Genomic DNA, 24,837 nt, shown 5'->3' with positions numbered 1-24,837 from the left:
AGTTGTACAAACGCGTCATTCCGGGGCGCGCGTAGCACGAACCCGGAATGACGGCAAGTCACAGCCCCATCTGCCGCGAGGCGAGATCCTTCATGATCTCCTCGGTCCCGCCGCCGATGGCGTTGACCTTGACCTCGCGGTAGATGCGCTCGACCTTGACGCCGCGCATGAAGCCGGCGCCGCCGAAAATCTGCACTGCCTCGGAGGCGCAGAATGCCATGGTCTGGGTGGCCTGGTTCTTCATCATGCAGATTTCGGCGACCGGGCTTTCGCCCTGCCCGAGCCGCCAGGCCAGCAGTTCCAGCATCGCCTGCGACGCCGCGACCTTCTGCGCCATGTCGACCAGCTTGTGACGGATCACCTGGTGCTGTGCGATCGGCTTGCCGAACGTCTTGCGCTCCTTGGCGTAGGCAATTGCCTCCTCGACGCAGACGCGGGCGTAGGCCGTGCAGCTCGCCGCCATGCCCATGCGCTCGCTGTTGAAATTGTGCATGATGAGCTTGAAGCCCTGCCCCTCCTCGCCGATCAGGTTTTCGGCCGGCACGCGGCACTCGTCGAAATGCAGCGTTGCCGTATCGGACGCCCACCAGCCCATCTTCTTCAATTTCGTGCGCGACAGGCCCGGCGTGTCGTCCTCGATCAGCAACAGGCTGACGCCACTCGGCCCCTCGCCGCCGGTGCGCACGGCAACCGTAAGATAGTCGGCACGCATCCCTGAGGTGATGAAGGTCTTCTCGCCACTGACGACATAATGGTCGCCTTCCCGCCGCGCCTTCGTGCGGAGATTGGCGACATCAGAACCGCCGCTCGGTTCGGTAATCGCAAGCGCCGAGATTTTCTCGCCCGCCAGCACCTGCGGCAGCACCCTCGCCTTGACCTCTGGCCGCGCTGCGCGTGCGATCGGCGGCGAGCCGATGGTGTGGCTCATCAGGCTGGAGCTGACGCCGCCGGCGCCGGCGCGCGCCAACTCCTGCGACGCCACGATCTTCATGAACTGGTCGGCAGGCACGCCGCCAAATTCCTCGGGGAAGCCCAAACCCAGCAACCCGATCTCGGACGCCTTGCGATAAAGCTCGCGCGGAAACTCGCCGGCCTCGTCCCATTCATGGGCATAGGGCTCGATCTCGCGCGACACGAAGCGCCGCATCACGTCCCGGAATGCTTCATGCTCCGCCGTGTAGAACGGGCTTTGCACCTTGGTGCGCTCCAGCATGGCTTTCCTCCGCAAGAGAGACTGATGATGCCCCGACTGGCTGCGCCCAGCTTGCGTTGAGCGGCTGGCATTGCGCAGACGCTGTCTCCTGATCGCATGTCGGGTCCAGCAACTGAACACAAGACCTTTTGCGCAAGCATGCCCTAGCCTTGGTACAAAGCCAACAACAGGCCATCGGCGATTGGCCGGGGAGAATGGAGCATGATCCGATTGCGCAATGCTGCCCCTGCGTTCTTCCTGACAGCACTGCTGTCGCTTGCTACGATGGCGACAGTCTCCGCCCAGCAACCCGGCATCACGGATACCGAGATCAAGTTCGGCAATATCATGCCGTATAGCGGCCCGGCATCGGCGCTCAGCGTCACCGGCAAGGCGTTTGCAGCTTATTTCGACCTGATCAACGAGAAAGGCGGCGTCAACGGGCGCAAGCTCAACATGATCTCGCTCGACGACGGCTTCTCGCCGCCGAAGACGGTGGAGGCGACGCGCCGGCTGGTCGAGAATGACGGCGTCGCCTTCATGTTCGGCACCATGGGCACCGCGCCGAGTTCGGCCACCGCCAAATATCTCAACGGCGCCAAGGTGCCGCATCTGTTCCTGATCAGCTCGGCATCGAAATGGAACGATCCGGTCAACCAGCCCTGGCTGATGGCGCTGCCCTGGGCGCCGAATTATGTCGAGGAAGCCGGCATCGAGGTGCGCTTCGCCCGCGCGAAAAACCCCAATGCGCGCTTTGCGATCCTTTATCAGAACGACGACGCTGGAAAGGATTATCTGCGCGGCGTCAGGCAGGCGCTCGGCGCGGACGCCGACAAGGTGATCGCCATGGCTGCGAGTTTCGAGGTCGCCGACCCCACGGTCGATTCGCAGATTCTCACGCTGGCCAACACCAAGGCCGACGTCTTCCTGATCTACAGCGTGACGCCGCGTGCCTGCGCTCAGGCGGTCCGAAAGGCTTACGAGACCGGCTGGCGACCGATGCGCTTCATCTCCTCGGGCTGCGCCAACAAGGAGACGGTGATGGTGCCGGCGGGGCTTGAAGCGGCAACCGGCATCATGTCAGTCGGAGCGCTAAAACCCTACTCGGCAGATACCACCGACCCCGATCTGGTCGCCTACCGGGAATTCATGAAGGCACGGCTGCCCAACATCGATCCTGCCAATCTCGCGGCGGGATATGGTTACATGGTGGCACAGGCGCTGGTCGTCGTGTTGACGCAGTGCAAGAGCGACCTCAGCCGCGAGAACATCATGGCGCAGGCAGCCAACCTCAAGGGCGTAGCACTGCCAATGCTGATGCCCGGAGTAACGCTCAACACTTCGCCGACGGACTACCGTCCGATCAAGGACGGCTATATGGTCGAGTTTCGCGACAACCAGTTCAACGTGATCAGCGAATTGCTGCGCGGATCCTGACCGTCAACGCGACAAAGCCAACAATGAGCCCGACGCGGCCGGGACGCCCGGCCCGGTGATCGGATGGTTTTCGGGAGGAAGCATGCCCTCGGTACGCTATTACGACTGGATTGCCCATTTCGGCCGCCGCACGCCGGACAAGATCGCGGCCGTCGATCTCGCGAGCGAACGCCGGCTTTCCTATGCGCAGTTCGACGCGCGGATTTCGCGTCTCGCCACGCATCTGCGCGATGCGCTCGGCGTCAAGCGCGGCGACCGCGTTGCGGTGCTGGCGCTCAATACCACCGATACGCTGGAGGTGCAGTTCGCCTGCGGCCGCCTCGGCGCGGTGTTCCTGCCCTTGAACACGCGGCTCACGGTGCCCGAACTACAGTTCATCGTCGGCGATTCCTCGCCGAAGGTCATGATCCACGACACCGATCTGGCCGAAATCGCGCTAACCGTCGCCAAGCTCTGCAATGTTGCGTCCGCGCTGCTGCTCGGCCCCGGCGGCAGCTATGAAGCGGCGATTGCGGCATCAAAGCCGCTCGATCGCTTCGAGGCTGTCACGCATGACGATATCTCAACCATCATGTACACCTCAGGCACCACGGGCCTGCCCAAGGGCGCGATCATCACCCATGGGATGACGTTCTGGAACTGTGTCAATCTCGGCGGCCCCGCTTATGTCTCGCCGTCGACGGTGCTGCTCACCGTGCTGCCGCTGTTTCATACCGGCGGACTTAATTGCTATACCAATCCCGTGCTGCATGCCGGTGGCACCGTGCTGATCATGCGCGCGTTCGATCCCGGTGTGGCGCTGCAACTGATCAGCGATCCCTCCTGGGGCATTACCCAGTTCTTCGGGGTGCCGTCGATCTACCAGTTCATGGCGCAGCACCCTTCATTCGCGACGTCCGATTTCAGCCGCCTCGTGATCGGCGGCGTCGGCGGCGCGCCGATGCCGGTGCCGCTCCTGAAAGTGTGGGAAGAGCGCGGCGTCGCCCTGCAACAAGGTTACGGCATGACCGAGACGTCGCCGGCGGTGCTGGCGCTCGACCGCGAGGACGCCGCGCGCAAGGCCGGCTCCTCCGGCAAGCCGGTGCTGCATACGGAAGTACGGATCGTGCGCCCCGACGGCACCGATGCGGATGTCGGCGAGCTCGGTGAACTCTGGGTCAAGGGGCCGAATGTCACACCCGGCTACTGGAACCGGCCGGACGCCAACCAGTCATCCTTCACCGACGGCTGGCTGCACACCGGCGACGCTACCCGCGTCGACGAGGAAGGGTTTTATTACATCGTCGATCGCTGGAAGGACATGTACATTTCCGGCGGCGAGAACGTCTATCCGGCCGAGGTCGAGAGCGTGCTGCATCAACTCCCCGCCATTGCCGAGGCTGCGATCATCGGCGTACCCAACGAGCAGTGGGGCGAAGTCGGCATGGCGATCGTGGCGGTGAAGCCGGGCCATACGCTGACGCCGGCCGAAATTCACGCCCATTGCGCGGCCAATCTGGCGCGGTTCAAATGCCCGCGGCTGATCGAATTCGTCGACGCGCTCCCGCGCAATGCGACGGGAAAGATTCACAAGCCGACGCTGCGACAGAAATTCAACGCGCCGAAAGCGACCGACAAGCTGGCGTCGTAACTATCCCTGCACGAACAGCGCGAACGATTCATCCGTCGTTCGCCGCAAATGCTGACGGTACAGCGCGCAATTGGGATCGTCGGACGAAATCCTGCCAAAGGTCGGGTTAGCCACCATCTTGATCGGCAGATAGGCGATGGGCGCCGCGATCGGCGTCAGCAACGAGCCGCGCCCCGCGAGCAGCGTCGTGATGATCCCGTACATCTCGCCTGAAATCGCCAGATGCGCCACCGTGATCAGGCGATGCTGGCCGTGCCGATTGGTAACGAGATAAATGTGTCTCGACTGGTTCGGCACCGCGACTTCGCCGAACTGGGTGAAGGCTGCGTCCTGCCGCTCACTCTCGTGAAACACCAGCGACGACGCCGCGGCATCCCAGGTGATCTCGGTGCGGTAGGCGAAGATCGCGTCCTTGTCGCCGAACGACGGCCGCACCGTGACATAGATCCCCTCGATCCACGCTACCGCGCGGCGCGAATAGGCGCCGAGGCTATCGGGCGCAACCTCACCGTTGACGGCAGCGACAGGTGCCGGCGCCTCCGGCGTCTTGCGCAAGGAAACGCCGAGCGCCTGTTCGAGGCGGACAGTGGTGGCCAGCGTGAACGGACGGCGGCCGCCGAGCACCTTTTCCAGCGTCGAAAGGCTGAGCTTTGCCAGTTCGGCCAGAGACTGCCGGGAAATGCGGCGACGGGCGAGCTCTTCGCGAATGGTGTCGGCAATCTGCCGGCTCTGCTCGGCGGAAAGCTGCTTGTCCGGCACTGACATCGTTATCCCTGCTTCTACTCCCGCCATTGTACCAGACGCACAATCCATCACAAACCCGCACAAAACCGCCCCGGCCGTGGCGGGGGCACGGTGGCCAGCGACGGAACAAGGCCGATCATTCCGCTCGCACCAAATCGCTGAATTCCACACCCTCTCGTTACGGCGAAATCGCCGTTCGGGAGTTAAGCGACATGACTACATGCGACGAAATTGAGGCCGACAAACGCAGCGAACAGCCCAGCCTGATCAGGATGGTGCTGTTCTTTGTGATGGAGGGCGTTGCCGTAATCCTGGTCGGGTTTGCGGCATTGTTTTTGAGCTTTGAGCCGGTCTGGTCGGCGGAGCGCCTGCAGTCGGCGTTCCTCAAGCCCGGCGACGCCCGCGCCGGCTCGCTGCTGCTCAAGATCGACGAGGGCTATGCCGATGCTTCGCGGCTCGGCGTCGATGTCGATCTCACCGTATCCGGTCCCACCGTTCGAGCCCGCGTCACCCAGATCTTCCGCAACCCTTCGAAGGACTGGGTCGAGGCGATCTATGTCTACCCGCTGCCGGCAGGCGGCGCGGTCGATTCGCTGAAGATGGTGATCGGCGACCGCGTCGTGGTCGGCGACATCAAGGAGCGGCAGCAGGCAAAAGCCATCTACGAACAGGCGAAGCAGAGCGGGCACAAGGCGGCGCTGACCGAACAGGAGCGGCCGAATCTCTTCACGAACTCCGTCGCCAATATCGGCCCCGGCGAAACCGTGCTGGTGCAGATCGAATATCAGGAGCCTGTCGCACAATCCGGCGACGAATTCTCGCTGCGGGTGCCGATGGTGGTCGCGCCGCGCTACAATCCCGCGCCTGTCGTGCAGAGCGTCGATTTCAAGCCCGATGGCGGCTGGGGTTCGGCCAAATCCGATCCCGTGCCGGATCGCGACCGCATCTCGCCCGAAGTTCTCGATCCCGCCACCAACGCGCCGGTCAATCCGACCCGCATCACCGTGCGGCTGCAGGCCGGTTTCCCGCTCGGCGAAGTCAGGAGCCACCACCACACGATCAAGACCGAAAAGCCTGACGCCAGCACGAGCATCATCCGCCTTGCCGAAGGCCCGGTGCCGGCGGATCGCGATTTCGAACTGACCTGGAAACCCGCGGCCGAGAAGGCGCCGTCGGTCGGGCTGTTCCGCGAGCATGTCGGCAATTCCGATTATCTGCTCGCCTTCGTCACGCCGCCTTCCGTCGAGCAGGCGCAGCAGAAGCCAATGCCGCGCGAAGTGATCTTCGTGATCGATAATTCCGGTTCGATGGGCGGCGTCTCGATCATCCAGGCCAAGGCGAGCCTCACTTACGCGCTCGGCCGTCTGCAGCCGAACGATCGTTTCAACGTGATCCGCTTCGATCACACCATGGATGTGCTATTCCCGTCAGCGGTGCCGGCGGACAAGGAGCATCTCGGCCAGGCTACCTCGTTTGTCGGCGCGTTGCAGGCCAATGGCGGCACGGAAATGGTGCCGGCGATGCGCGCGGCGTTGTCCGACAACAGCGGCGATGCCGGTTACGTCCGCCAGGTCGTATTCCTCACCGACGGCGCCATCGGCAACGAGCAGCAATTGTTCGAAACCATCAGCGCGCTGCGCGGCCGCTCCCGCGTCTTCATGGTCGGCATCGGCTCGGCGCCGAACACCTATCTGATGACGCGCGCCGCCGAACTCGGCCGCGGCACCTTCACCCATATCGGCGCGGTCGAGCAGGTCGAGGAGCGCATGCGCGGCCTGTTCGCCAAGCTGGAGAATCCCGCGGTGACCAATCTGACCGCAAAATTCTCCGATGCCACGGTCGACATCACGCCGGTTGCGATCCCCGACGTCTACCGCGACGAGCCGCTGGTGCTGGCCGCAAAACTCGACAAGCTTGCAGGCACGGTCGAGATCAAGGGTCGCATCGGCGATCGCCACTGGACCGTCACCCTGCCGCTGGCGAATGCAGCCGAAGGCAAGGGGCTGTCAAAACTCTGGGCGCGCCGCAAGATCGCGGATGCCGAAGTGGCCCGCACCACACGGCAGGCGAGCCCGGAAGATGCCGACAAGGCCATCCTCGCGCTGGCGCTCGAGCATCAGCTTGTCACGCGGCTGACCAGCCTGGTCGCCGTCGACAAGACGCCGAGCCGTCCGCAAGGCGAGCCGCTCAAGGTTTCGGAACTGCCGATCAACCTGCCCGCGGGCTGGGATTTTGAGAAGGTGTTCGGCGAGCGTCCGCGCATTCCCGCAACGCCTGTGGAGCGGCGCGCCGATACGGAGGAGGCGCGGGTTCAGGTCGCCGCGCTGAAGCGGGTGCAGCCTGTCGTCACCCAGGCGCCCAACACGGTGACGCTGCCGAAGACGGCGACTAACGCAGAGTTGAAGATGATTGCAGGTGTGATCCTGCTCACTTTCAGCCTGATCCTGTTGGTGTTCAATCGACGTCAGATGTCACGGTGCTGACGTCGGCTGAAAGGAGGAGGCCCCCCTACCTTCTCTTTCCAGAGCGCGCGCGGCTCCCACCCGTCCCCCCAAGGCCGCGCGCGCCCCCTTTTTTCTCCCCCACGGNGACAAACGCGAAGCGTTTGCGCAAGGGAGCGAAGCGACGACTTGTCCGCCGTAGCTCGAAGAGCGAAGGCGGAAGCAATCCATCTCTCCGCATACGCAGCCCGATGGATTGCTTCGCTTCGCTCGCAATGACGGAGGTGCCCTTAATGCCCCGCTTTATCCTCCCTCTCCTTCTCGCCATTATCGGCCTGATCCTGTTCGGCCAGGGCGCCTATATCCACGCCAAGGCGCTGGCTGCGCAGGTGCTGCTGGAACGCGCCTTCGAGAAAACCATCGCCACTGGACACGAGACAAAACCGTGGTCGTGGGCCGACACATGGCCGGTCGCCCGCATCGAAGTGAAGCGGCTCCATGCCCGCGCCATCACGCTCGCCGGCAGCAGCGGCCAGGCGCTCGCCTTCGGTCCGGGCCATGTCGAACGGACGCCCGATGCCGGCGAGCGCGGCATCGCCGTCTACTCGGCGCATCGCGATACGCATTTCGCGTTCCTGAAGAACGTCATCACCGGTGACGAGATCGAGGTCACGCGAAGCGACGGCAAGCGCTTCCGCTACCGGGTGGATGGCACCTCGGTCGTGCGCTTCGATGCTTCCGGCATCGATCCGCTCGCGGATGGATATCATCTGGTGCTGTCGACCTGCTGGCCGTTCGAGGCGCTGACGCCGGGGCCGGAACGCTATCTCGTGCACGCCACCATGATCGAGCCGGCAGTGCAACCGCGCTGAATTCTCCGCCAGCCGGGATATCGTGCGCCGCGCGAATGGCGCTGCGCGCGCAACGCGTGTTGCCACCCTCGCCAAGTCTCAATAAAACGGTCTCAATAAAAAGGGCGCAATCATAAGAAAGTCATGGCGCAGCGCTCGTCGATGAACGCGACGGCCAAAGAAAACAACAAAGTTTAAGGGATATCCATGGACGCTCAGGCAAGCACCGCATCGCATCAAGCCGAACAATGGTCGCCCTCGCCTGACGCCAGCGACACCGTCAAGAGCATCCATGCGATGCTGCACCCGCGCAATATCGTACTGGTCGGCGCCACCGACAAGCCCGGCAACTATGCCGAGCGCATCTGGAACAATCTGATCAAGTACAAGTATGAAGGCGGGCTGTTTCCGGTCAACGCCAAGCGCGAAACGATCTGGGGCGTCCCCTGCTACAAGGATTTCGCCAGCCTTCCCGAAAAGCCCGATCACGTATTGGTGCTGGTGCCGGCGCGTTTTGCCGTGCAGGTAATCCGTGACGCCGCGGCGGCCGGCGCGCGCTCCGCCACCATCGTCACTTCGGGCTTCAGCGAGCTGCAGGACGAGGAAAGCCAGCGCCTGGCGGTCGAACTGAAGCAGGCCGTGAAAGAGACCGGCCTTGCCGTCACCGGCCCGAACTGCCTCGGCAATCTGAGTGCCGGCGAAAAGCTGTTCACCAATATCGACGACCGTATAGTCACCATGGAAGCAGGCCCGGTGGCGATCGTCGGGCAATCCGGCGCGATCGTGATGGCGATCCGCCAGACACTGGAAGATCGCGGCGTCGGCGTCGGCTACATGGTGACGACCGGCAACGAGACCGGCCTCGAGACGCCCGACCTGATGGCCTATTTCGCGGCCGATCCCTCGATCCGCGTTATCGTGGTCTATCTCGAAGGCGTCCGGAACACAAAAGTGTTCCGCGAGGCCTGCAAGGCCGCGCGCGCCGCCGGCAAGCCGGTCATCGCACTCAAGCTCGGCGCCTCCGAAGGCGGCCGCGCCGCCGCGATGGCGCATACCGGCGCGCTCGCCGGCTCGATCGAAACCTTTGACGCGATCTCGACCCGCGAAGGCGTGATCCGCGTTCGCGGGCTCGACGAGCTGATCGAGACCACCGAATGCTTCGTGCATGCCGAGCCGCCGAAGAGCAACCGCCTTGCCGCGGTGTCATTGTCCGGCGGCAAGCGCGGCCTGCTGATCGACGCATTCTATTCGGCCGGTCTCAACTTCGCGCCGCTCAGCCCGAACGCGACGGCGCAACTGGCGCAGATGCTGGGACCCGGCAGCATCGTCGGCAATCCGCTCGATGCCGGTTTCGCGGCCGTGGTCGATCCTTCGGTCTATATCAAGTCGATCAAGATCATGATCGACGATCCCGACACCGATATCGTCATCATCGACGCCGAACTGCCGAAGGCGCCGCACGAACTCCGCGAACGCAATCTGCGCCTCGTCAACGAGATGGCAGGCGCGGCCAGCAAGCCCGTGGTCTATATCAGCGCGATGTCGATCGGATTTACCGAGTTCACCAAGGCGCTGCGCAAGTCATTGCCGAACATCGCTGTCATGCAGGGCCTCGACCGCGCTGTCGGTGCGATCAAATCGCTGATCGAATATTCTTCCCTGCGCAAGGAAGTGCCCGACATCGTGTCGAGCTCGAAGGCTTCGGCGCGCGCGATGCTGGAGAAGACGCTCAAGGCGGCGGGCGACGCCGCGGCCCTCGACGAGGTCGCCTCGAAGAAGCTGCTCAAGGCCTACGGCATCCCGGTCTCCAAGGAAGAGATCGCACAGACCTCGGCAGAAGCCGTCAAGATCGCCAAGAAGATCGGCTTTCCCGTAGTGGCGAAAGTCGTCAGCGCCGACATCCTGCACAAATCGGATATCGGCGGCGTGGTGCTGAACCTCAACAGCGCGGCCGAGGTGAAGAAGGCGTTCAACGACATCACCGCGCGGGTGAAGAAGATCAAGAGCAAGCCGAAACTCGAGGGCATTCTGATCGCGCAGCAGGTCAAGGCCGATCTCGAACTCGTGGTCGGCGCCTCGCTCGACGCCGAGATGGGGCCGGTGGTGCTGTTCGGCACCGGCGGCGTCGATATCGAACTGATGAAGGACGTAGCCCTCGCCGGTGCGCCGCTGGATGAAGCCGAGGCGAAGCAGTTGATTGCCAAGACCAAGGCCGGCGTGAAGATGAAGGGCTATCGCGGCAAGCCGGCGCTGCATGAGCCTTCCGCCGTGAAGGCGCTGGTCGGCCTCTCCAACCTGATGGCCGATGCCGGCAACCGCATCGCCTCGATCGACGTCAACCCGTTCCTGATCAACAGCAAGGTCGGCGTCGCCGTCGACGGTCTGATCGTGCTGAATAATGCGGCCGCGAACAAGGCTGCGGGGCATTAGGCACGAAAGCCGTAGGGTAGGCAAAGCGAAGCGTGCCCACCATTCAGCGCATCGGCTTGGAAAGATGGTGGGCACGGCGCCAACGCGCCTTTGCCCACCCTACGGCACCGCGCAAGCTCACAACCCGGCGCCCCACTTCTGCGCGGTCTGCAAAACCCAGTCACGATACAGCGTCAACGGCGTGACGCCGGTCATGCCGCCGCAACCCGCCGAGCCGTTCGGCCCGGTCGACCAGCTCACGACGCCAACGATCACGGGGCCACCTTGCTTGTCCTCGAAAACAGGCGCGCCGGAATCGCCGGTGCAGGCGCCGAGCCCGTCGCGCGTGCCCTGGCCTGCGGGATCGACCAGCCGGATCTGCAATGTTCCCGGCTTGCCGGTCGCCACCAGGCTGGCGACGCGGATGGTGCCGCCGCTCTTGCCGTCGCCGCGCACGGTCGCGCCGATGCCCGCGATGGTGAAACGGCTGCCGACATTGATCGGGATATCGGGCAAACCGAGCACGGCCGGCGTCCTTCCCTTGGGCGATGCGGCCAATTGCAGCAATGCGACATCCGCCGTCGCACGATGTCCCGACATCGCCTGCATGTTGAAGCCGGGATGAATCGCAACACTCTTCACATCCTGCAGCGACGGCTGACGGTCGGCGCCATATTCGACGATCTTGTAGTCCGCGCCTGGCTGCACGCAATGCGCCGCGGTCAGCACCAGCTTTGGCGCAATCAACGCGCCGGTACAGAAATTGCCGCGCGAGCCGACGATGGTGACGACCGAGCGGGCCACGCCTCCCGTCGACGGCGCACCGCCGCCGACGATGGCATGCGCGGGAACGGAGAGCAGCAGCGCTAGGCCGGCGATCATGTAAGGCGGGATCTTCATCGCCGCAGCAATAGCCTTTGGCACGCATGTCGCCAAGCGCCGGATCGGGCTGGTTCTCAAGGGCGTTCCGTGTTAGCCGCTCCGCAAAGATATTTTCAGGCAGGAAATGATGATCGAGGCAGTGATCTGGGATTTCGGCGGGGTGCTGACCACCTCGCCCTTCGAGGCCTTTTCGCGGTTCGAGACCGAGCGCGGGCTGCCCGCCGACATCATCCGGCGCACCAATGCCGCCAACCATCTGGAAAACGCCTGGGCAAAATTCGAGCGCGCCGAGGTCGATATCGAAGCCTTTGACGAATTGTTTGCAGCCGAGTCGCTGGCGCTCGGCGCAGCCGTTCGCGGCAAGGACGTGCTGCCGCTGCTCTCGGGCGATTTGCGGCCGGAAATGGTCGAGGCGCTCAAGCGCGTGAAGGCAAAATTCAAGACCGGCTGCATCACCAACAATCTTCCCGCCAACGCCATCGGCAGCAAGAGCGGCCGCACGCTCTATGTCGCCGAAGTGATGGCGCTGTTCGACCATGTCATCGAGTCCGCCAAAATAGGTCTTCGGAAGCCCGATCCGCGCATCTACCGGATGATGGTGGAGACGCTGCAGGTCGATCCCAAAAGCTGCGTCTATCTGGATGACCTCGGCATCAACCTGAAACCCGCCCGCGAGATGGGGATGACCACGATCAAGGTGGTCAATGCGGCGCAGGCGATCGGGGAGCTTGAGGCGGCCACCGGGCTGGCATTGCGCTAGGCGGAAAATACCGGAACTTGGGCCCTCCGTATGCCCAAACGGCGCTTGTCCTTTGCCTGGAACGCGGGCAGAACATTCCGAAATCCATCGAATTCGGAGTTGAATACCCGTGGCTGATACCAGGCCTTCGGCCTCGATCGAGGCAGTGGAAAGCGGTCTTGCGGCGCAGGGCTATATTGCGAGCCGCCAGATCGCGACCGCCGTCTATCTGGCGCAGCAGATCGAAAAACCCATCCTGGTCGAAGGCCCGGCCGGCGTCGGCAAGACCGAGCTGGCAAAGGCGATCGCCGCCTGGCGCGGCATGAAGATGATCCGCCTGCAATGCTATGAGGGGCTGGACGAGGCCAAGGCACTCTACGAGTGGAAATACGCAAAACAGCTTCTGTACACGCAGATCCTGAAGGACAAGCTCGGCGAAGTGCTCGGCGGCGCGCCGACGCTGGAAGCGGCACTCAATCAGTTGCACGATTTCGGCGACGTGTTCTTTTCCAAGGAATTCGTCGAGCCCCGCCCGCTGTTGCAGGCGCTGGAGCAGCCGGCCGGCTGCGTGCTGCTGGTCGACGAAATCGACAAGTCGGACGCCGAGTTCGAATCGCTGCTTCTGGAAATCCTCAGCGATTTCCAGGTGACGATCCCGGAACTCGGAACCGTGGTCGCGGTTTCGCCGCCGACCGTGATCCTGACCTCGAACAGCGAACGCGACCTCGGCGACGCGCTGAAGCGCCGCTGCCTGCACCTGCATATCGGTTTTCCCGAGCAGAAGCTGGAAGAGCGGATCGTCGAGAGCCGAGTATCAGGCATTTCGCAGACGCTGCGCCGGCAGATGGTGGGCTTCATCAACGAGGTCCGCACGCTGGATCTGAAGAAACTACCGTCGGTCAGCGAGACCATCGACTGGGCCCGCGTACTGGTGCTGCTGCAGGCGCCCGAGCTCGGCCACGAGGTGGTCAAGGACACGCTGAACGTCCTCCTGAAATACGAGGCGGATATCGAGGCGACGATGCCCCAGGTTTCCACCTTCATCGCCAAGGCTTCGCGTCAAGGCGTCTTCGGGTGACGGACGCATGAGGGAGAACCTGCATCGCTTCTTTCGTGCGGCGCGGGGCGCAGGCGTCAGGCTCTCGCCGGCCGAAAGTATCGATGCGATGCGGGCCGTCTCCAAGGTCGGATTCACCGACCGCAGCATCCTGCGCGACACCTTCCTGCTGACGCTCGCCAAGACGCAGGACGAGAAGAAGGCGCTCGGCGATTGCTTTGACCTGTTCTTCGATCAGCCCGAGCCGGAATCGCCGCCCGAGGATGGCAAAGCAGACGAACAGGGCACGCAAGGATCCAACGCGGCATCCGATTCACCGGGTGAGACAAGCGGCGGCGACGAGCAGGCTGAGGGGCTCGGCCAGCTCGCGCAGATGCTGCTGGCGCAAGACCGCAACCAGATTTCAGCCGCCATTGCCAACGCGGCGAGCGCGGCCTCGCTATCCGACATCCGCTATTTCACCCAGCGCGGCATCTTCTCGGGCCGCATCCTCGACCAGATGGGCCTCCAGCGGCTGCGCGACGATCTCGACAATCTGACCGCGACCAACCCGGCGTTGGCAGAACGGCTGACCAACGCGCTGGACGGGCTGCGCGGCACGGTCCGCGATACGGTTTCGCAGGCGCTGATGCTATACGGGCGCGAGGAAGCGGAAAGTTTGCGCAACGAAATTTTACGCAACGCGCCGCTATCGCGGATCGAGCCGCGGCAGGTCGAGCAGATGCGCCATCTGATCCGCCAGATCGCCCGCCGTCTGCGCGAGCGCTACTCCAAGCCGCGCAAGCGCCAGCGCCGCGGCCATCTCGACGTGCGCCGCACGATCAGGCGCAACGCCGCCTGGGGCGGCGTGCCGTTCCTCACTGCCTGGAAACGGCGGCACCGCGACAAGCCGAAAATCGTCGCGCTCTGTGACGTCTCGGGATCGGTAGCGCGGGTCTCTGACTTCTTCCTGCTTCTGATCCATAGCCTGCATGAGGTCGTGGACGATGTCCGTTCGTTCGCCTTTTCGGGTCACCTGATCGAGGTCAGCGACATCCTGGAATCCAAATCGCCGGAAGAGGCGATGTCCGAGATCATGTCCAAGGTCGGCTTCGGCTCGTCCGACTATGGCAGCTCGCTTGACGATTTTGAACATGGCTGGATGAACGCGATCACGCCGCAAACCACTGTGATCGTGCTCGGCGATGCCCGCAGCAATAACCTCGATCCCCGCGCCGACGTCCTTCGCCGTATCGCCGAGCGATCGAAGCGGCTGGTGTGGCTCAATCCGGAGGGCCGCATGGCCTGGGGCTGGGGCGATTCCGAAATGCCGCGCTATTCGACCTTCTGCACCGTGGTCCGCCAATGCGCGACTGCAAAACAGCTCGAACGCGCGGTGTCCGACATCGTGGCGAGCTACCAGTAGCCGCCTTCAAGCATCGATCGCTTCCTTGATGCGCTTGCGCGTCAACGGCAAATTCCGCAGCCGCTTTCCCGTGGCATTGGCAATGGCGTTTGCAATCGATGCCGCCGCCGGTCCCTGTCCGGTTTCCCCACTGCCGAGGAACGGCTGCCCCGGCCTGTCGATGATGTGAACCTCGATGCTTTCCGGCACCGCGTCGAACCGCAGGATCGGATAGGTCTGCCAGTCGATGCTGGTGATCCTGGAATCGTCGAAGGTCACGCTTTCGTACAAGGTCCAGCTCATCGACTGCACGATGGCGCCTTCGATCTGGTTGATCAGCCCGTCCGGATTGACCACCTGCCCGCTGTCGACCGCCGCCACCGCGCGGACAAGATGTGGACGGCCGGTCTCGCGATTGACCTCAACCTCGGACGCAATGGCGCAATAGGCCGCCAGGTTCTTGTAACGCGCAAAGGCAAAGCCGAAGCCGCGATCCTGCGGCGCCTTCTGGCCGCCCTTCCATCCGAACGCCTGCGCCGCCTTTTCGATCACGGCGCGGCCACGCTGATCCTCGAGATGTTTCAATCGGAATTCGACGGGATCGACACCGGCGAGACCTGCGAGTTCGTCCATAAAGCTCTCGATCGAAAACACGTTGTGATAGGCGCCGAGCGCGCGCATCGCCGAAATCCGGATCGGCATCGTCGGGATGAAATGGTGCACCACCTTGGCGTTGGGAAATGTGTAGATCGGGATTGCGTTGCGATCACCGCCGCCTTCCGGCAGCGGCAAGGGCCTCGGAGCTGGCACGGCAAACGGATGCGCCATGTGCTGCGCCGCCAGCATCGATCCGGCGCCGCCCGGCCGCATCGAGTGCGTGTTGCTCCAGACATCGAAGTGCCAGTCGGCGATCTTGCCGCCATCGTCGAGCGAAGCCTTGAGTTTCGTCACCATCGCCGGCCCGAACGGCTCCCAGGCATGTTCCTGCTCGCGCATCCATTGCACGCGAACGGGCCGGCCGGGCAACGCGCGGGCGATCAGCGCGGCGTCGGCCGCGGCATCGTCGGCGCCATTATGGCCATAGCAGCCGGAGCCTTCGACATGGATCAGGCGAACGCTGGCGGGTGGCATGCGCAGCATTTCCGCGATGCCCTGGCGATCGGGATAGACGCCTTGCGTATGCGTCCAGACCGTCATCTTGCCATCGATCAGTTGCGCGACGGCGCAGGACGGACCGATCGATCCGTGCGCCTGATAGGGCCGCGTATAGGTCGCTTCGATGGTCTTCCGGCCCGAGGCTGGGGAATTGCTGCGCTCGAAGATCGTCGAGTTCTGCGAAGGCAGGCTGGTCAGCACCGCAAGCAGGTCATCCTGCCTTGGCAGCCGTGCTGTCTCCTGCCACTTCGCAGCAGCGCCAAGCGCATTCATCGCCTTGATGGCTTGAAACTCCTTTTCCGCGACCAGGGCGAGGAAATTGCCGTCGCGCACCACCTTGACGACGCCGGGCAGCTTCTCGACAGCTGATGTGTCGCATTCGGTCAGCTGCGCGCCGTAGCTCGGCGGCCGCACGATGCGGGCATGCACCATCCTGGGCAGCCGCATGTCCTGAACATAGGCCGCACCGCCGGTGACCTTCGCCGGAATATCGACGCGCGGCACGGGCCGGCCAATGACTTTGAATGTCGCGGTGTCCTTCAGTTTCGACTTCGGCTGCGCCTGGACATGCAGCATATCGCCCGTGACGAGTTCCCCGTACGACAGGCGTTTGCCATCGGGTGCGACCACCGCGCCGTCTGCTGTCCGCAGATTCTCGATCGGCAGATCGAGCCGCCTTGCGGCCTCAGCAACCAGCAATTCGCGCGCCTGCGCCGCCGCATTCTGGATTGCGGTGCCGCTGTCCTTCATGGAGTTGCTGCCGGCCGTATAGCCCTCGTTCGCGGTCAGGCCCGTGTCCGCCGTCGTCACCTTGAGGGACTCAAAGGCGACATCGAGTTCCTCGGCCGCGATCTGCTGAAACGCCGTCTTGAAGCCCTGGCCGAGTTCGGCCTTGCCGGTGAACACCTCGATATGGCCATCGGCATCGATGCGGATCCACGCGTCGAGATAGGGTGTTGTTTTCAAGCTGCCGGGCGGGCTCGGGGGAGCCGCGGCGGGCGGGTCCTGCTGCTGCGCCAAGGCGCCTGACAGCGAGAAGCTGACGATCAGCGCGCCACCACCTGCCAGCACGCGACGGCGATCGATGTTCATGGGGGCGGTCATCGCGCTCTCCCCTCGGCTGCCGGCGTTGCATCTGCAGTGTCCATCAGCCTTGCGGCACGATGCACCGCGCGCAGGATGCGCATGTGGGTGCCGCAACGACACAAATGGGGATCGAGTTCGGTGCGGATCTGCTCGTCGGTCGGCTTGGTATTCCTCTGCAACAGCGCCTGCGCCCGCATCATGATCCCGGCGATGCAGTAGCCGCATTGCGCCGCCTGCTCTTCCATGAAGGCGCGCTGGATCGGCGCGGGTTCCGACGCCGTGCCGAGGCCCTCGAGCGTCGTTACCTGCTTGCCCTCCAGCAGAACCATCGGTGTCACGCAGGAGAGCACGGCCTTGCCGTCGACGATGACAGTGCATGCGCCGCATTGGCCGAGCCCGCAGCCGAATTTGGCGGCGTTGAGCTTGATGTCTTCGCGCAACACATAGAGCAGCGGCGTATCCGGATCGGCGTCCACCTGATGCTCCCGGCCGTTGACCTTCAATGTCATCATGGCTTTTCTCGCTGCTGAGGATCGGCGGGCGCGCCATGCGGCGCGGGCGATTTAACGAGGAATGCGGTTTGCGCGCGGCGTGCGTCCTGAACCGTCTTTTCAACGCTTGACCATGGCGGCTGGTTGCTGAACCGCGCGCGCAGATAGCTCAACAAGGCCGAAACCTGCGCATCGGTCATGCTGTTGGCAAAGCCGGGCATGATCGGGCTGCGTTCGCCTTCGACGGCCTGGACGCCCGATAGCACGATATTGGCGAGATTGCGCGGATCGGGGCTGGCGATGGCGGTGCTACGAGCCAGATTGACCCCGCCAAAGGGTAACGGCCGTCCGCTCTCATGGCATGACGCGCAAGCCGTGGCGTAGATCGATGCGCCGGCCGCGTTGGCTTGGGAAGCGGGGCCTGAAGATGATCTGGCTTGTTCCAGCGCGGCCTCGCCCTGACGTTTGCGGTCCGGCGTCGGCGTTCTCGACACGCCGGCCATGTAGACCGCAATCGCGCGGACATCGCTTGACGGCACCGAGGAGAGATTACCGACCACCTCCGCCATCGGCCCGCGCGCCGTGCCATGATCGGGATGAAAGCCATCGCGCAGATAAGCGAACAGGGCATCGGCATCCCATGGCACCGCGGCGCGGGACTGATCGTTGAGCGCATAGGCGTGCCAGTTGTCGACATCGCCGCCGGCAAACTGCGCGCTGGCGCGCTCGGCACCCAGCGCATTGCGTGGCGTATGGCAGGCGCCGCAATGCGCCAGCCCTTCGACCAGATAGGCACCGCGGTTCCATTCGGCGCTTTGCTGGTTGTCCGGCTGATAGGTGTCGTGGCGAAGGAACAGCAATTTCCATCCGGCAATGGCGAACCGCTGGTTGAACGGGAAGGAAAGCTGGTTTTCGCGCGCCGCCGCGCGAACCGGCTGCCGCGTCATCAGGAAGGCGTAGAGCGCGCGGTCATCCTCGTCGCTGACATTGGTGAAATGATCGTAGGGAAACGTCGGATAAAGGTGCTGGCCCTCGCGATTGAAGCCGGAGCGCATCGCGCGCCGGAACGCTTCTTCCGACCATCGCCCGATCCCCGTCTCCGCATCCGGCGTTATGTTCGATGAGAAGATGGTGCCGAACGGGGTCGGCACCGGCAGGCCGCCGGCAAAGTTCTTGCCGCCGCGCACGGTATGGCAATTGTTGCAATTGCCGATCGCCGCGAGATCGCGACCTCGTTTGACGAGGGCAGCATCGAAGGCCTGCGGCCCGGGAGGCTCGATCGCCGCAATCGCCGGACGCCACACGATCGCAAAGGCTATTGCCGCGCCGCCAAGCAGCACGACGGCAACGATGCCGGCGACAAGTCGGGACGGTCCCGTCATCCCGCTCCCTTTATGTTTATTACTGTTGGGTTGTATTTAACATAGATCACCCCCGTCGTTCACCCGCGAAAGCATAAATTACCGCAGGTCTGCCCTGCAGCGAGCCCGCACGGCCGTGGCACTTGTGGGAGTGTCGAATCTGGGTTGGACGTGGCATGATCGATGCTAATCTCGGCTTGCTGTCTCAAGAGCGCCAGCGCGCAACCCCGATCGGACGACATCATTCCCATGCCTGCTCCCGCCGCCCTTCATCGCGACAGCGTTCCCGATGCGCTGTCGGTGCTGAACTCCGTGTTCGGCCTGCCGGCTTTTCGCGGCGCGCAGGAGGAAATCGTCCGTCATGTGACCGACGGCGGCAATTGCCTGGTGCTGATGCCGACCGGCGGCGGCAAGTCGCTGTGCTATCAACTGCCATCCCTGTTGCGCGAGGGCTGCGGCATCGTGGTGTCGCCGCTGATTGCGCTGATGCGCGACCAGGTCGCGGGACTGCTGGAGGCCGGCGTCAACGCGGCAGTTTTGAACTCGACGCTGTCGTTTGACGAAGCTTCCGAAGTCGAGCGGCGGCTGCTGGCCGGCGATCTCGACCTGCTTTATGTCGCGCCCGAGCGGCTCCTGACGCCGCGCTGCCTGTCCCTGCTCGGACAAGCCAACATCGCGCTGTTTGCGATAGACGAGGCGCATTGCGTGTCGCAATGGGGGCACGATTTCCGTCCCGAATATATCGGCCTGTCCGCGATTGCGGAGCGCTTCCCGGACGTGCCGCGCATTGCACTGACCGCGACCGCCGACGCGATGACGCGCAAGGAGATCGTGACGCGGCTCGGCCTGTCAGATGCGCCGAGTTTCATCTCGAGCTTCGACCGCCCGAATATCCGCTACGAGATCGTCGAGAAGCAGAATGCTCCGGCCCAGCTCAAGGCCTTCATCAGCGAGCGCCACGCCGGCGATGCCGGCATCGTTTACTGCCTGTCGCGCGCCAAGGTCGAAGACACCGCACAGGCGCTGAGCAGCGCCGGCATTGCGGCGCTACCCTATCACGCGGGCCTCGACGCCGGCGTGCGTGCCCGCAACCAGGATCGCTTCATCAACGAGGACGGCGTCGTGATCGTCGCCACCATCGCGTTCGGCATGGGCATCGACAAGCCGGACGTGCGCTTCGTCGCACATCTCGATCTGCCGAAGAGCATCGAGGCCTATTATCAGGAAACCGGCCGCGCCGGGCGCGACGGCAAGGCCTCCAGCGCCTGGATGGCCTATGGCCTTTCCGACATCGTGCAGCAACGCCGCATGATCGATGAATCCACCGCATCCGATGCGTTCAAGCGCGTTTCGATCGGCAAGCTCGATGCACTGGTGGCGCTGGCGGAAACCGCCGGCTGCCGCCGCAGCCGCCTGCTCGGTTATTTCGGCGAGGAAGTTACAGGCAGCAATTGCGGCAATTGCGACAACTGCCTGTCGCCGCCGCAGCTCCGCGACGGCAAGGTCGCCGCGCAAAAACTGTTGTCCTGCGCCTATCGCACCGGGCAGCGGTTCGGCGCCATGCACCTGATCGACGTGCTGGTTGGCCGCCTGACCGAGAAGGTCACGCAGTTCGGCCACGACAAGCTGTCCGTGTTCGGCATCGGCCGCGAGCTTAACGAGAAGCAATGGCGCGCCGTGATCCGCCAGTTGGTCGCAATGGGCCATCTGCGCGCCGACAGCGAGGCGTTCAATGCGCTGAAGCTGACGGAGAGCGCGCGCGGCGTCCTGAAAGGCGAGACCGAGATCATGCTGCGCGAGGCGGCGCCCGGCACGCGCGTCCGCGCCAGCCGCGCCAAATCAAGGCGCGGCGATCTGGTGCCGCGCGCCGAGACCAAGCCCGCCGATGCTCCCCTGCAGGCCGCGTTGCGGGCTTGGCGAGCCGACATCGCGCGCCAGCGAGGCGTGCCGGCCTATGTCGTGCTGCACGATTCGACCATCGACGGCATCGCCGCCGCGCGGCCAATGACGCTCAACGAGCTCCGGAATATCCCCGGCATCGGCGACAAGAAGCTCGAACATTACGGCGACGAGCTGCTCGCACTCGTGCGAGCAGCCGACGCGTAAACCATCACCCGTTACGGAACGTATAGGCGTAGCCGTTGATGGCGGGCGCACCGCCGAGATGGGCGTAGAGCACCTTCGATCCCTTCGGGAAATAGCCCTTGTTCACGAGGTCGATCATGCCCTGCATGGATTTTCCCTCGTAGACGGGATCGGTGATCATGCCTTCGAGCCGCGCGCAGAGCCGGATGGCTTCCTTGGTCTCTTCCGAGGGAACGCCGTAGGCCGGATAGGCATAGTCCTCGATGAGGACGACGTCGTCCTCGACGAGGTCGCGGCCGAGTTCGACGAGCTTTGCGGTGTTGCGGGCGATGTCGAGCACCTGGGCCTTGGTTTGCGCCGGCGTGAAGGACGCATCGATGCCGATCACCTTGCGCTCGCGGCCGTCCTTGGCAAATCCCACCAGCATGCCGGCATGGGTCGAGCCGGTGACAGTGCAGACCACGATATAGTCGAAGGCGAAGCCGAGCTCCTTCTCCTGCGCGCGGACTTCCTCGGCGAAGCCGACATAGCCGAGGCCACCATACTTGTGCACGGAAGCGCCGGCCGGAATCGCATAGGGCTTGCCGCCCTTGGCCTTCACATCCGCAATCGCCTCTTCCCAGCTCTGGCGGATGCCGATGTCAAAGCCTTCGTCGACCAGCCGCACGTCGGCGCCCATGACGCGGCTGAGCAGGATGTTGCCGACGCGGTCGTAAACCGCGTCCTCATGCGGCACCCAGCTTTCCTGCACGAGGCGACACTTCATGCCGATCTTGGCCGCAACGGCAGCGACCATGCGGGTGTGGTTGGATTGCACGCCGCCGATCGAGACCAGCGTGTCCGCGTTGGAGGCGATCGCATCGGGAATGATGTATTCAAGCTTGCGCAGCTTGTTGCCGCCGAAGGCGAGGCCGGAATTGCAGTCCTCACGCTTGGCGTAGAGTTCGACCTTGCCGCCGAGATGCTGCGACAGCCGCTCCAGCTTCTCGATATGGGTGGGCCCGAAGGTGAGCGGATAGCGTTCGAATTTCTCCAGCATCGTGATCCCCGTTGATGGTCATGATCTCCGGGAAAGGCCCCTATCATCGAGGGCCGGAAAGGTGCTCTCTAAGTTATCGAGCATTCTTTACGAAGATTGCACCGATATCCAATCCAATTACTATTTCATCCGCAATCTAGTACAATTCCGAGAGATTCTTCCATGGCCGGCAGGCTGGACCGTATCGACCTTAAGATATTGCGTTTGCTGCAGAATAGCGGCCGGCTGACCAATGCCGAGCTGGCCGAAATGGCCGGCGTCAGCGCCGCAACCTGCCACCGCCGCACCCAGCGCCTGTTCGACGAGGGCTATATCGCCCAGGTCAGGGCAATGGTGACGCCGCGCAAGGTCGGCAAGGGGGCGCTGGTCATGGTCGGCGTCGTGCTCGACCGCTCCACGCCAGAAAGCTTTGCCGCCTTCGAGCGGGCGGTCGCGCAACTGAAATTCGTGCTCGATTGCCACCTGGTCGCCGGCGATTTCGACTATTTCCTCAAGATCCGCGTCGGCGACATGGAGGATTTCAACCGCATCCACGGCGAGCAGTTGATCGCGCTGCCGGGCGTCCGCCAGACCCGGACCTTCTTCGTCATGAAGGAAGTGGTCGACAACGCACCGCTCGATTTCTGATGGGAAGCCAGTCGCGGAACTGGGCGAGATGCTGGTCACATTGCACGCCATGTTCTATCAACCGGGCATGACCAGAAAGCTTTGCCGGCAGGCTTTCGCGCTTGCCACCATTTTTATTGCGACGCCGGCCCTCGCCTCGGACGAACTGAACCGGCAAGAGCCCGATACCGTCATCTTTGCGATGATGTCCGGCAAGTGCGCGACACTCAAGGTCGCGGGCCGGGATTTTGGCTGCCGGGCCGTCGCCTTCTTCCAGACCGAGGAAGGCAGGGCGAATTTTACCGTGGCGCTCGACGACCCCGGCGACGATAGCCACATCATCACGTTCTCCGGCGACAACGGGCGCAGGCCGGAGGCCAATCTGTACGAACTGCCGATCGACCGGATGCTGCTGAAATCCAAGGACAGGCCCAAGGCCGATGGCCTGCCGGTGCCCTCAGTCGAATCGACCGCCGGCCTCTGCAAACAGGTCGGCAACTTCGTGACGCTGGAGCTTTCCACCATCTCCTGCACCGCGGTCGACAAGAACGGCAAGAAGTACGAGCTGCAGTATCAATCCGACGGCGCGCCGATGGCGGTGCGACGCATCAAGCGGATGCGTGTCGGCAGCCCCGCGGTGTCGCCGTTCGACGAGGTGAAATGAAAGGCCGCCGGCGGTAAACCGACGGCGGCCAGTGTCGATCCACGCATGGCTCGCGACTGCGCAGACAGCGTCAGGCTAGTTCGAAATTCCTCTCAAGCGGTGCAGGCTATCAGTCGAAGTCGAGCGATTGCCTTCACACCGGCTTTACCGTGAGCCGCTGCGCACGCGTCCACTCCGCGTCGGCAGGATGGAGGCCGCGATCTCAAACGCGATGGCCCATCTCGGCTTTTCTTCCTCGGCGCCGGGCACGTTGATCTGAACGCCGCCGCCGTCCGTGACGGTGTCAGAAGCGGCCAGCACGGCGGCTTCGAGAGCGGCGCCCCGCGAATCGTAGACGCCGCCGATCTTGACGTTATCTGCAAACACCGACCAGCCCAGCGGTGCCTTCACGACTTCGAACACCGATCGTTCCATCAGGTCTCCTGTATCGGCTTCACCTGTATCGCTTCCGCCCCTCGCCAACGCGGCGAATCCTTTCGAAGGAAGCGTGGCGCCGGGACGCTGGCTTGTCGTCGGCTGCCTTCGGCCGCCACTCGAAAGCCCGCAACCCCGTCGGCAAATTCACCACTGGTGCCAGCGCGATTTCCTTCCGCACGGCATCGACGATCCGATCGAACTCAACTTCGCTCATTCGCACGCTCCATTGCGCCAGGCCGGCATTCTGCCGCCAGGACGATAAGAGGGGACCGCGCTGAGCACAGATCGCCATGCAAGTTTGTTGTTTGAAGGCTCGCCCGCGGTCGCTTCGATGGCAAAAACGGGCCGAAATCGGGAAGGTCCGAATCGTTCCGTGCGAAACCAGTGGCTCCCGAGGAACCCGCCGGTGGGCCCCCTTGGCCGAACTTGCCCCTTGCGTGTTAGATTCGGCCGCGAATCAGGAGGGTTTGCATGCCGGTAGACAGTGACAGCGCCATTGCGTGGCACCGCGCCCAGCTCAAGAAGCTTCGCGAGACCTTGAGGAACATCGAGACCACGAGGTTCATGGTGGGCGAGTCAGCCCAGGCAAGCAGGACCGGCAAGACCCAGAAGACGATCGCCGAACTCGAGCAGAAGATCCGGCAGTCGCAGCACATCATCGCTGCCTATGAGCGGCAAACCCGGCGGCCGTTGGCGACCGACCAGCGCAGCCTCGCCAGCGTGAGCTGGAGTAGCTGGACCGCCCAGACGGCACATGGCCGGGGCAGCAGTTCGCGCTAAGCGTTGAATGGCCGAAGGCCGCCGGCTTTCGGGCGGGTCCGCCGCCCAGGTTTCGAGCTAGCGGATCGTCATGGGTCGAGCACCGTTCAGGCGCTCTAGGACGCGTGCTCATCAAACTCGATAGTGCGGGTTTGGACGAATGTCCGCTGTGCCCCAATAGCGACCAAACTCCGTATCGCGGCGAAATGACGCGATGGCCCACTGGTTGACGTGGCCGAGGAAGGATCGCGTGTCTGCCAGGGGCGGCCACACGCGGACTTGTTCCACTTGCGGCGCCTACGTATGGTTCCTGTTGGAACGAGAAGCGTCCGCCCTCTAGCATCGCCGCATCTGACGATCGCCCCCGGACTCTCAGCACCTTTATCGACGAGCGAATCGAGCCCTTGA

General features: G+C 63.7%; 21 protein-coding genes. 12 read left to right on the top strand and 9 right to left on the bottom strand.

The features are described from left to right. Positions 1 to 58: 58 nt before the first annotated feature. Positions 59 to 1,213 (bottom strand): acyl-CoA dehydrogenase family protein, encoded by a 1,155-nt coding sequence (locus tag CQ14_RS24460; protein WP_057860393.1) that lies wholly within the window; start codon positions 1,211 to 1,213, stop codon positions 59 to 61. Positions 1,214 to 1,477: 264 nt separating this feature from the next. Here CQ14_RS24460 and CQ14_RS24455 point away from each other — a divergent pair, with 264 nt between their 5' ends. Both CQ14_RS24455 and CQ14_RS24450 read left to right on the top strand, forming a co-directional pair. Then, a complete protein-coding gene (locus tag CQ14_RS24455; protein WP_245320488.1) occupies positions 1,478 to 2,629 on the top strand; it encodes an ABC transporter substrate-binding protein in 1,152 nt (383 codons plus the stop codon). An 82-nt stretch (positions 2,630 to 2,711) separates the two neighbouring features. Further along, positions 2,712 to 4,259 (top strand): acyl-CoA synthetase, encoded by a 1,548-nt coding sequence (locus CQ14_RS24450; RefSeq protein WP_057860391.1) that lies wholly within the window; start codon positions 2,712 to 2,714, stop codon positions 4,257 to 4,259. On the opposite strand, the gene CQ14_RS24445 is transcribed toward CQ14_RS24450, so the two are convergent. Continuing rightward, the gene (locus CQ14_RS24445; protein WP_057860390.1) at positions 4,260 to 5,024 is read right to left on the bottom strand and encodes a helix-turn-helix domain-containing protein; all 765 of its coding nucleotides are present in this window, start codon (positions 5,022 to 5,024) and stop codon (positions 4,260 to 4,262) included. 251 nt (positions 5,025 to 5,275) lie between these two features. Between CQ14_RS24445 and CQ14_RS24440 the strand changes: the two genes are divergently transcribed. From CQ14_RS24440 to CQ14_RS24430, 3 genes are all read left to right on the top strand, one after another. After that, entirely contained in the window at positions 5,276 to 7,486 is a 2,211-nt protein-coding gene (locus tag CQ14_RS24440; protein ID WP_430650213.1) for a marine proteobacterial sortase target protein, read from the top strand. Positions 7,487 to 7,737: 251 nt separating this feature from the next. Further along, complete coding sequence (locus CQ14_RS24435) at positions 7,738 to 8,316, top strand: class GN sortase (protein ID WP_057860535.1); 579 nt, start codon at positions 7,738 to 7,740, stop codon at positions 8,314 to 8,316. Between the two features lie 186 nt (positions 8,317 to 8,502). Further along, positions 8,503 to 10,725, top strand: coding sequence for an acetate--CoA ligase family protein (locus CQ14_RS24430; protein ID WP_057860388.1), 2,223 nt, complete (start codon positions 8,503 to 8,505; stop codon positions 10,723 to 10,725). A 117-nt stretch (positions 10,726 to 10,842) separates the two neighbouring features. Here the strand turns inward: CQ14_RS24430 and CQ14_RS24425 are convergent, their stop codons facing one another. Further along, on the bottom strand, positions 10,843 to 11,604 hold the full coding sequence (locus tag CQ14_RS24425; protein WP_057860387.1) for a S1 family peptidase: 762 nt from the start codon (positions 11,602 to 11,604) through the stop codon (positions 10,843 to 10,845). Between the two features lie 106 nt (positions 11,605 to 11,710). Here CQ14_RS24425 and CQ14_RS24420 point away from each other — a divergent pair, with 106 nt between their 5' ends. The 3 genes from CQ14_RS24420 (at position 11,711) to CQ14_RS24410 (ending at position 14,787) form a co-directional block, all read left to right on the top strand. Then, positions 11,711 to 12,346, top strand: coding sequence for an HAD-IA family hydrolase (locus CQ14_RS24420; RefSeq protein WP_057860386.1), 636 nt, complete (start codon positions 11,711 to 11,713; stop codon positions 12,344 to 12,346). A 109-nt stretch (positions 12,347 to 12,455) separates the two neighbouring features. After that, complete coding sequence (locus CQ14_RS24415; RefSeq protein WP_057860385.1) at positions 12,456 to 13,403, top strand: AAA family ATPase; 948 nt, start codon at positions 12,456 to 12,458, stop codon at positions 13,401 to 13,403. Positions 13,404 to 13,410: 7 nt separating this feature from the next. Beyond that, positions 13,411 to 14,787, top strand: a complete 1,377-nt coding sequence (locus CQ14_RS24410; RefSeq protein WP_057860384.1) for a vWA domain-containing protein — start codon at positions 13,411 to 13,413, stop codon at positions 14,785 to 14,787. 6 nt (positions 14,788 to 14,793) lie between these two features. Here CQ14_RS24410 and CQ14_RS24405 read toward each other — a convergent pair whose 3' ends face one another. The 3 genes from CQ14_RS24405 to CQ14_RS24395 are packed head-to-tail and all read right to left on the bottom strand — an operon-like array spanning position 14,794 to position 18,880. Continuing rightward, positions 14,794 to 17,025 carry a xanthine dehydrogenase family protein molybdopterin-binding subunit gene (locus tag CQ14_RS24405; RefSeq protein ID WP_057860383.1) on the bottom strand — a complete coding sequence of 744 codons (2,232 nt, stop codon included), beginning with the start codon at positions 17,023 to 17,025 and terminating at the stop codon, positions 14,794 to 14,796. Continuing rightward, on the bottom strand, positions 17,022 to 17,519 hold the full coding sequence (locus CQ14_RS24400) for a (2Fe-2S)-binding protein (RefSeq protein WP_057860382.1): 498 nt from the start codon (positions 17,517 to 17,519) through the stop codon (positions 17,022 to 17,024). The genes CQ14_RS24405 and CQ14_RS24400 overlap by 4 nt, the downstream gene beginning before the upstream one ends. Beyond that, positions 17,516 to 18,880, bottom strand: coding sequence for a cytochrome c (locus CQ14_RS24395; protein WP_057860381.1), 1,365 nt, complete (start codon positions 18,878 to 18,880; stop codon positions 17,516 to 17,518). Before CQ14_RS24395 ends, CQ14_RS24400 begins: the two co-directional genes overlap by 4 nt. Before the next feature lie 228 nt (positions 18,881 to 19,108). Here CQ14_RS24395 and recQ point away from each other — a divergent pair, with 228 nt between their 5' ends. Next, complete coding sequence (gene recQ / locus CQ14_RS24390; protein WP_057860380.1) at positions 19,109 to 20,965, top strand: DNA helicase RecQ; 1,857 nt, start codon at positions 19,109 to 19,111, stop codon at positions 20,963 to 20,965. Positions 20,966 to 20,969: 4 nt separating this feature from the next. Here recQ and CQ14_RS24385 read toward each other — a convergent pair whose 3' ends face one another. Continuing rightward, a complete protein-coding gene (locus tag CQ14_RS24385) occupies positions 20,970 to 21,983 on the bottom strand; it encodes a 1-aminocyclopropane-1-carboxylate deaminase (RefSeq protein ID WP_057860379.1) in 1,014 nt (337 codons plus the stop codon). 162 nt (positions 21,984 to 22,145) lie between these two features. Here CQ14_RS24385 and CQ14_RS24380 point away from each other — a divergent pair, with 162 nt between their 5' ends. Together CQ14_RS24380 and CQ14_RS24375 are read left to right on the top strand one after the other, a co-directional pair. Further along, positions 22,146 to 22,610 (top strand): Lrp/AsnC family transcriptional regulator, encoded by a 465-nt coding sequence (locus CQ14_RS24380; protein ID WP_057860378.1) that lies wholly within the window; start codon positions 22,146 to 22,148, stop codon positions 22,608 to 22,610. 28 nt (positions 22,611 to 22,638) lie between these two features. Then, the gene (locus CQ14_RS24375; RefSeq protein ID WP_245320478.1) at positions 22,639 to 23,253 is read left to right on the top strand and encodes a hypothetical protein; all 615 of its coding nucleotides are present in this window, start codon (positions 22,639 to 22,641) and stop codon (positions 23,251 to 23,253) included. A gap of 144 nt (positions 23,254 to 23,397) precedes the next feature. Here CQ14_RS24375 and CQ14_RS24370 read toward each other — a convergent pair whose 3' ends face one another. Further along, the gene (locus CQ14_RS24370) at positions 23,398 to 23,667 is read right to left on the bottom strand and encodes a hypothetical protein (RefSeq protein ID WP_057860377.1); all 270 of its coding nucleotides are present in this window, start codon (positions 23,665 to 23,667) and stop codon (positions 23,398 to 23,400) included. Positions 23,668 to 23,686: 19 nt separating this feature from the next. After that, positions 23,687 to 23,884 carry a hypothetical protein gene (locus CQ14_RS24365; RefSeq protein WP_057860376.1) on the bottom strand — a complete coding sequence of 66 codons (198 nt, stop codon included), beginning with the start codon at positions 23,882 to 23,884 and terminating at the stop codon, positions 23,687 to 23,689. A 257-nt stretch (positions 23,885 to 24,141) separates the two neighbouring features. On the opposite strand from CQ14_RS24365, the gene CQ14_RS24360 reads away from it, so the two are divergent. Further along, positions 24,142 to 24,450, top strand: coding sequence for a hypothetical protein (locus tag CQ14_RS24360; RefSeq protein ID WP_057860375.1), 309 nt, complete (start codon positions 24,142 to 24,144; stop codon positions 24,448 to 24,450). The last annotated feature ends 387 nt before the right edge of the window (positions 24,451 to 24,837 follow it).

The organism is Bradyrhizobium lablabi (assembly GCF_001440475.1).
In the GTDB taxonomy this organism is placed as follows: domain Bacteria; phylum Pseudomonadota; class Alphaproteobacteria; order Rhizobiales; family Xanthobacteraceae; genus Bradyrhizobium; species Bradyrhizobium lablabi.
Note: the sequence above shows the minus strand (reverse complement) of the source record. Positions and strands in the feature narration are given on the sequence as shown.

What these genes read in the sequence shown, in the direction of transcription:
- CQ14_RS24420 (WP_057860386.1), top strand. Translation starts at nt 11,711, where the DNA reads ATGATGATCGAGGCAGTGATCTGGGATTTCGGCGGGGTGCTGACCACC.
- CQ14_RS24425 (WP_057860387.1), bottom strand. Translation starts at nt 11,604, where the DNA reads ATGAAGATCCCGCCTTACATGATCGCCGGCCTAGCGCTGCTGCTCTCC.
- CQ14_RS24440 (WP_430650213.1), top strand. Translation starts at nt 5,276, where the DNA reads ATGGTGCTGTTCTTTGTGATGGAGGGCGTTGCCGTAATCCTGGTCGGG.
- CQ14_RS24380 (WP_057860378.1), top strand. Translation starts at nt 22,146, where the DNA reads ATGGCCGGCAGGCTGGACCGTATCGACCTTAAGATATTGCGTTTGCTG.
- CQ14_RS24385 (WP_057860379.1), bottom strand. Translation starts at nt 21,983, where the DNA reads ATGCTGGAGAAATTCGAACGCTATCCGCTCACCTTCGGGCCCACCCAT.
- CQ14_RS24455 (WP_245320488.1), top strand. Translation starts at nt 1,478, where the DNA reads ATGGCGACAGTCTCCGCCCAGCAACCCGGCATCACGGATACCGAGATC.
- CQ14_RS24450 (WP_057860391.1), top strand. Translation starts at nt 2,712, where the DNA reads ATGCCCTCGGTACGCTATTACGACTGGATTGCCCATTTCGGCCGCCGC.
- CQ14_RS24460 (WP_057860393.1), bottom strand. Translation starts at nt 1,213, where the DNA reads ATGCTGGAGCGCACCAAGGTGCAAAGCCCGTTCTACACGGCGGAGCAT.
- recQ (WP_057860380.1), top strand. Translation starts at nt 19,109, where the DNA reads ATGCCTGCTCCCGCCGCCCTTCATCGCGACAGCGTTCCCGATGCGCTG.
- CQ14_RS24430 (WP_057860388.1), top strand. Translation starts at nt 8,503, where the DNA reads ATGGACGCTCAGGCAAGCACCGCATCGCATCAAGCCGAACAATGGTCG.
- CQ14_RS24435 (WP_057860535.1), top strand. Translation starts at nt 7,738, where the DNA reads ATGCCCCGCTTTATCCTCCCTCTCCTTCTCGCCATTATCGGCCTGATC.
- CQ14_RS24410 (WP_057860384.1), top strand. Translation starts at nt 13,411, where the DNA reads ATGAGGGAGAACCTGCATCGCTTCTTTCGTGCGGCGCGGGGCGCAGGC.
- CQ14_RS24370 (WP_057860377.1), bottom strand. Translation starts at nt 23,667, where the DNA reads ATGGAACGATCGGTGTTCGAAGTCGTGAAGGCACCGCTGGGCTGGTCG.
- CQ14_RS24365 (WP_057860376.1), bottom strand. Translation starts at nt 23,884, where the DNA reads ATGAGCGAAGTTGAGTTCGATCGGATCGTCGATGCCGTGCGGAAGGAA.
- CQ14_RS24360 (WP_057860375.1), top strand. Translation starts at nt 24,142, where the DNA reads ATGCCGGTAGACAGTGACAGCGCCATTGCGTGGCACCGCGCCCAGCTC.
- CQ14_RS24395 (WP_057860381.1), bottom strand. Translation starts at nt 18,880, where the DNA reads ATGACGGGACCGTCCCGACTTGTCGCCGGCATCGTTGCCGTCGTGCTG.
- CQ14_RS24405 (WP_057860383.1), bottom strand. Translation starts at nt 17,025, where the DNA reads ATGACCGCCCCCATGAACATCGATCGCCGTCGCGTGCTGGCAGGTGGT.
- CQ14_RS24400 (WP_057860382.1), bottom strand. Translation starts at nt 17,519, where the DNA reads ATGATGACATTGAAGGTCAACGGCCGGGAGCATCAGGTGGACGCCGAT.
- CQ14_RS24375 (WP_245320478.1), top strand. Translation starts at nt 22,639, where the DNA reads ATGCTGGTCACATTGCACGCCATGTTCTATCAACCGGGCATGACCAGA.
- CQ14_RS24445 (WP_057860390.1), bottom strand. Translation starts at nt 5,024, where the DNA reads ATGTCAGTGCCGGACAAGCAGCTTTCCGCCGAGCAGAGCCGGCAGATT.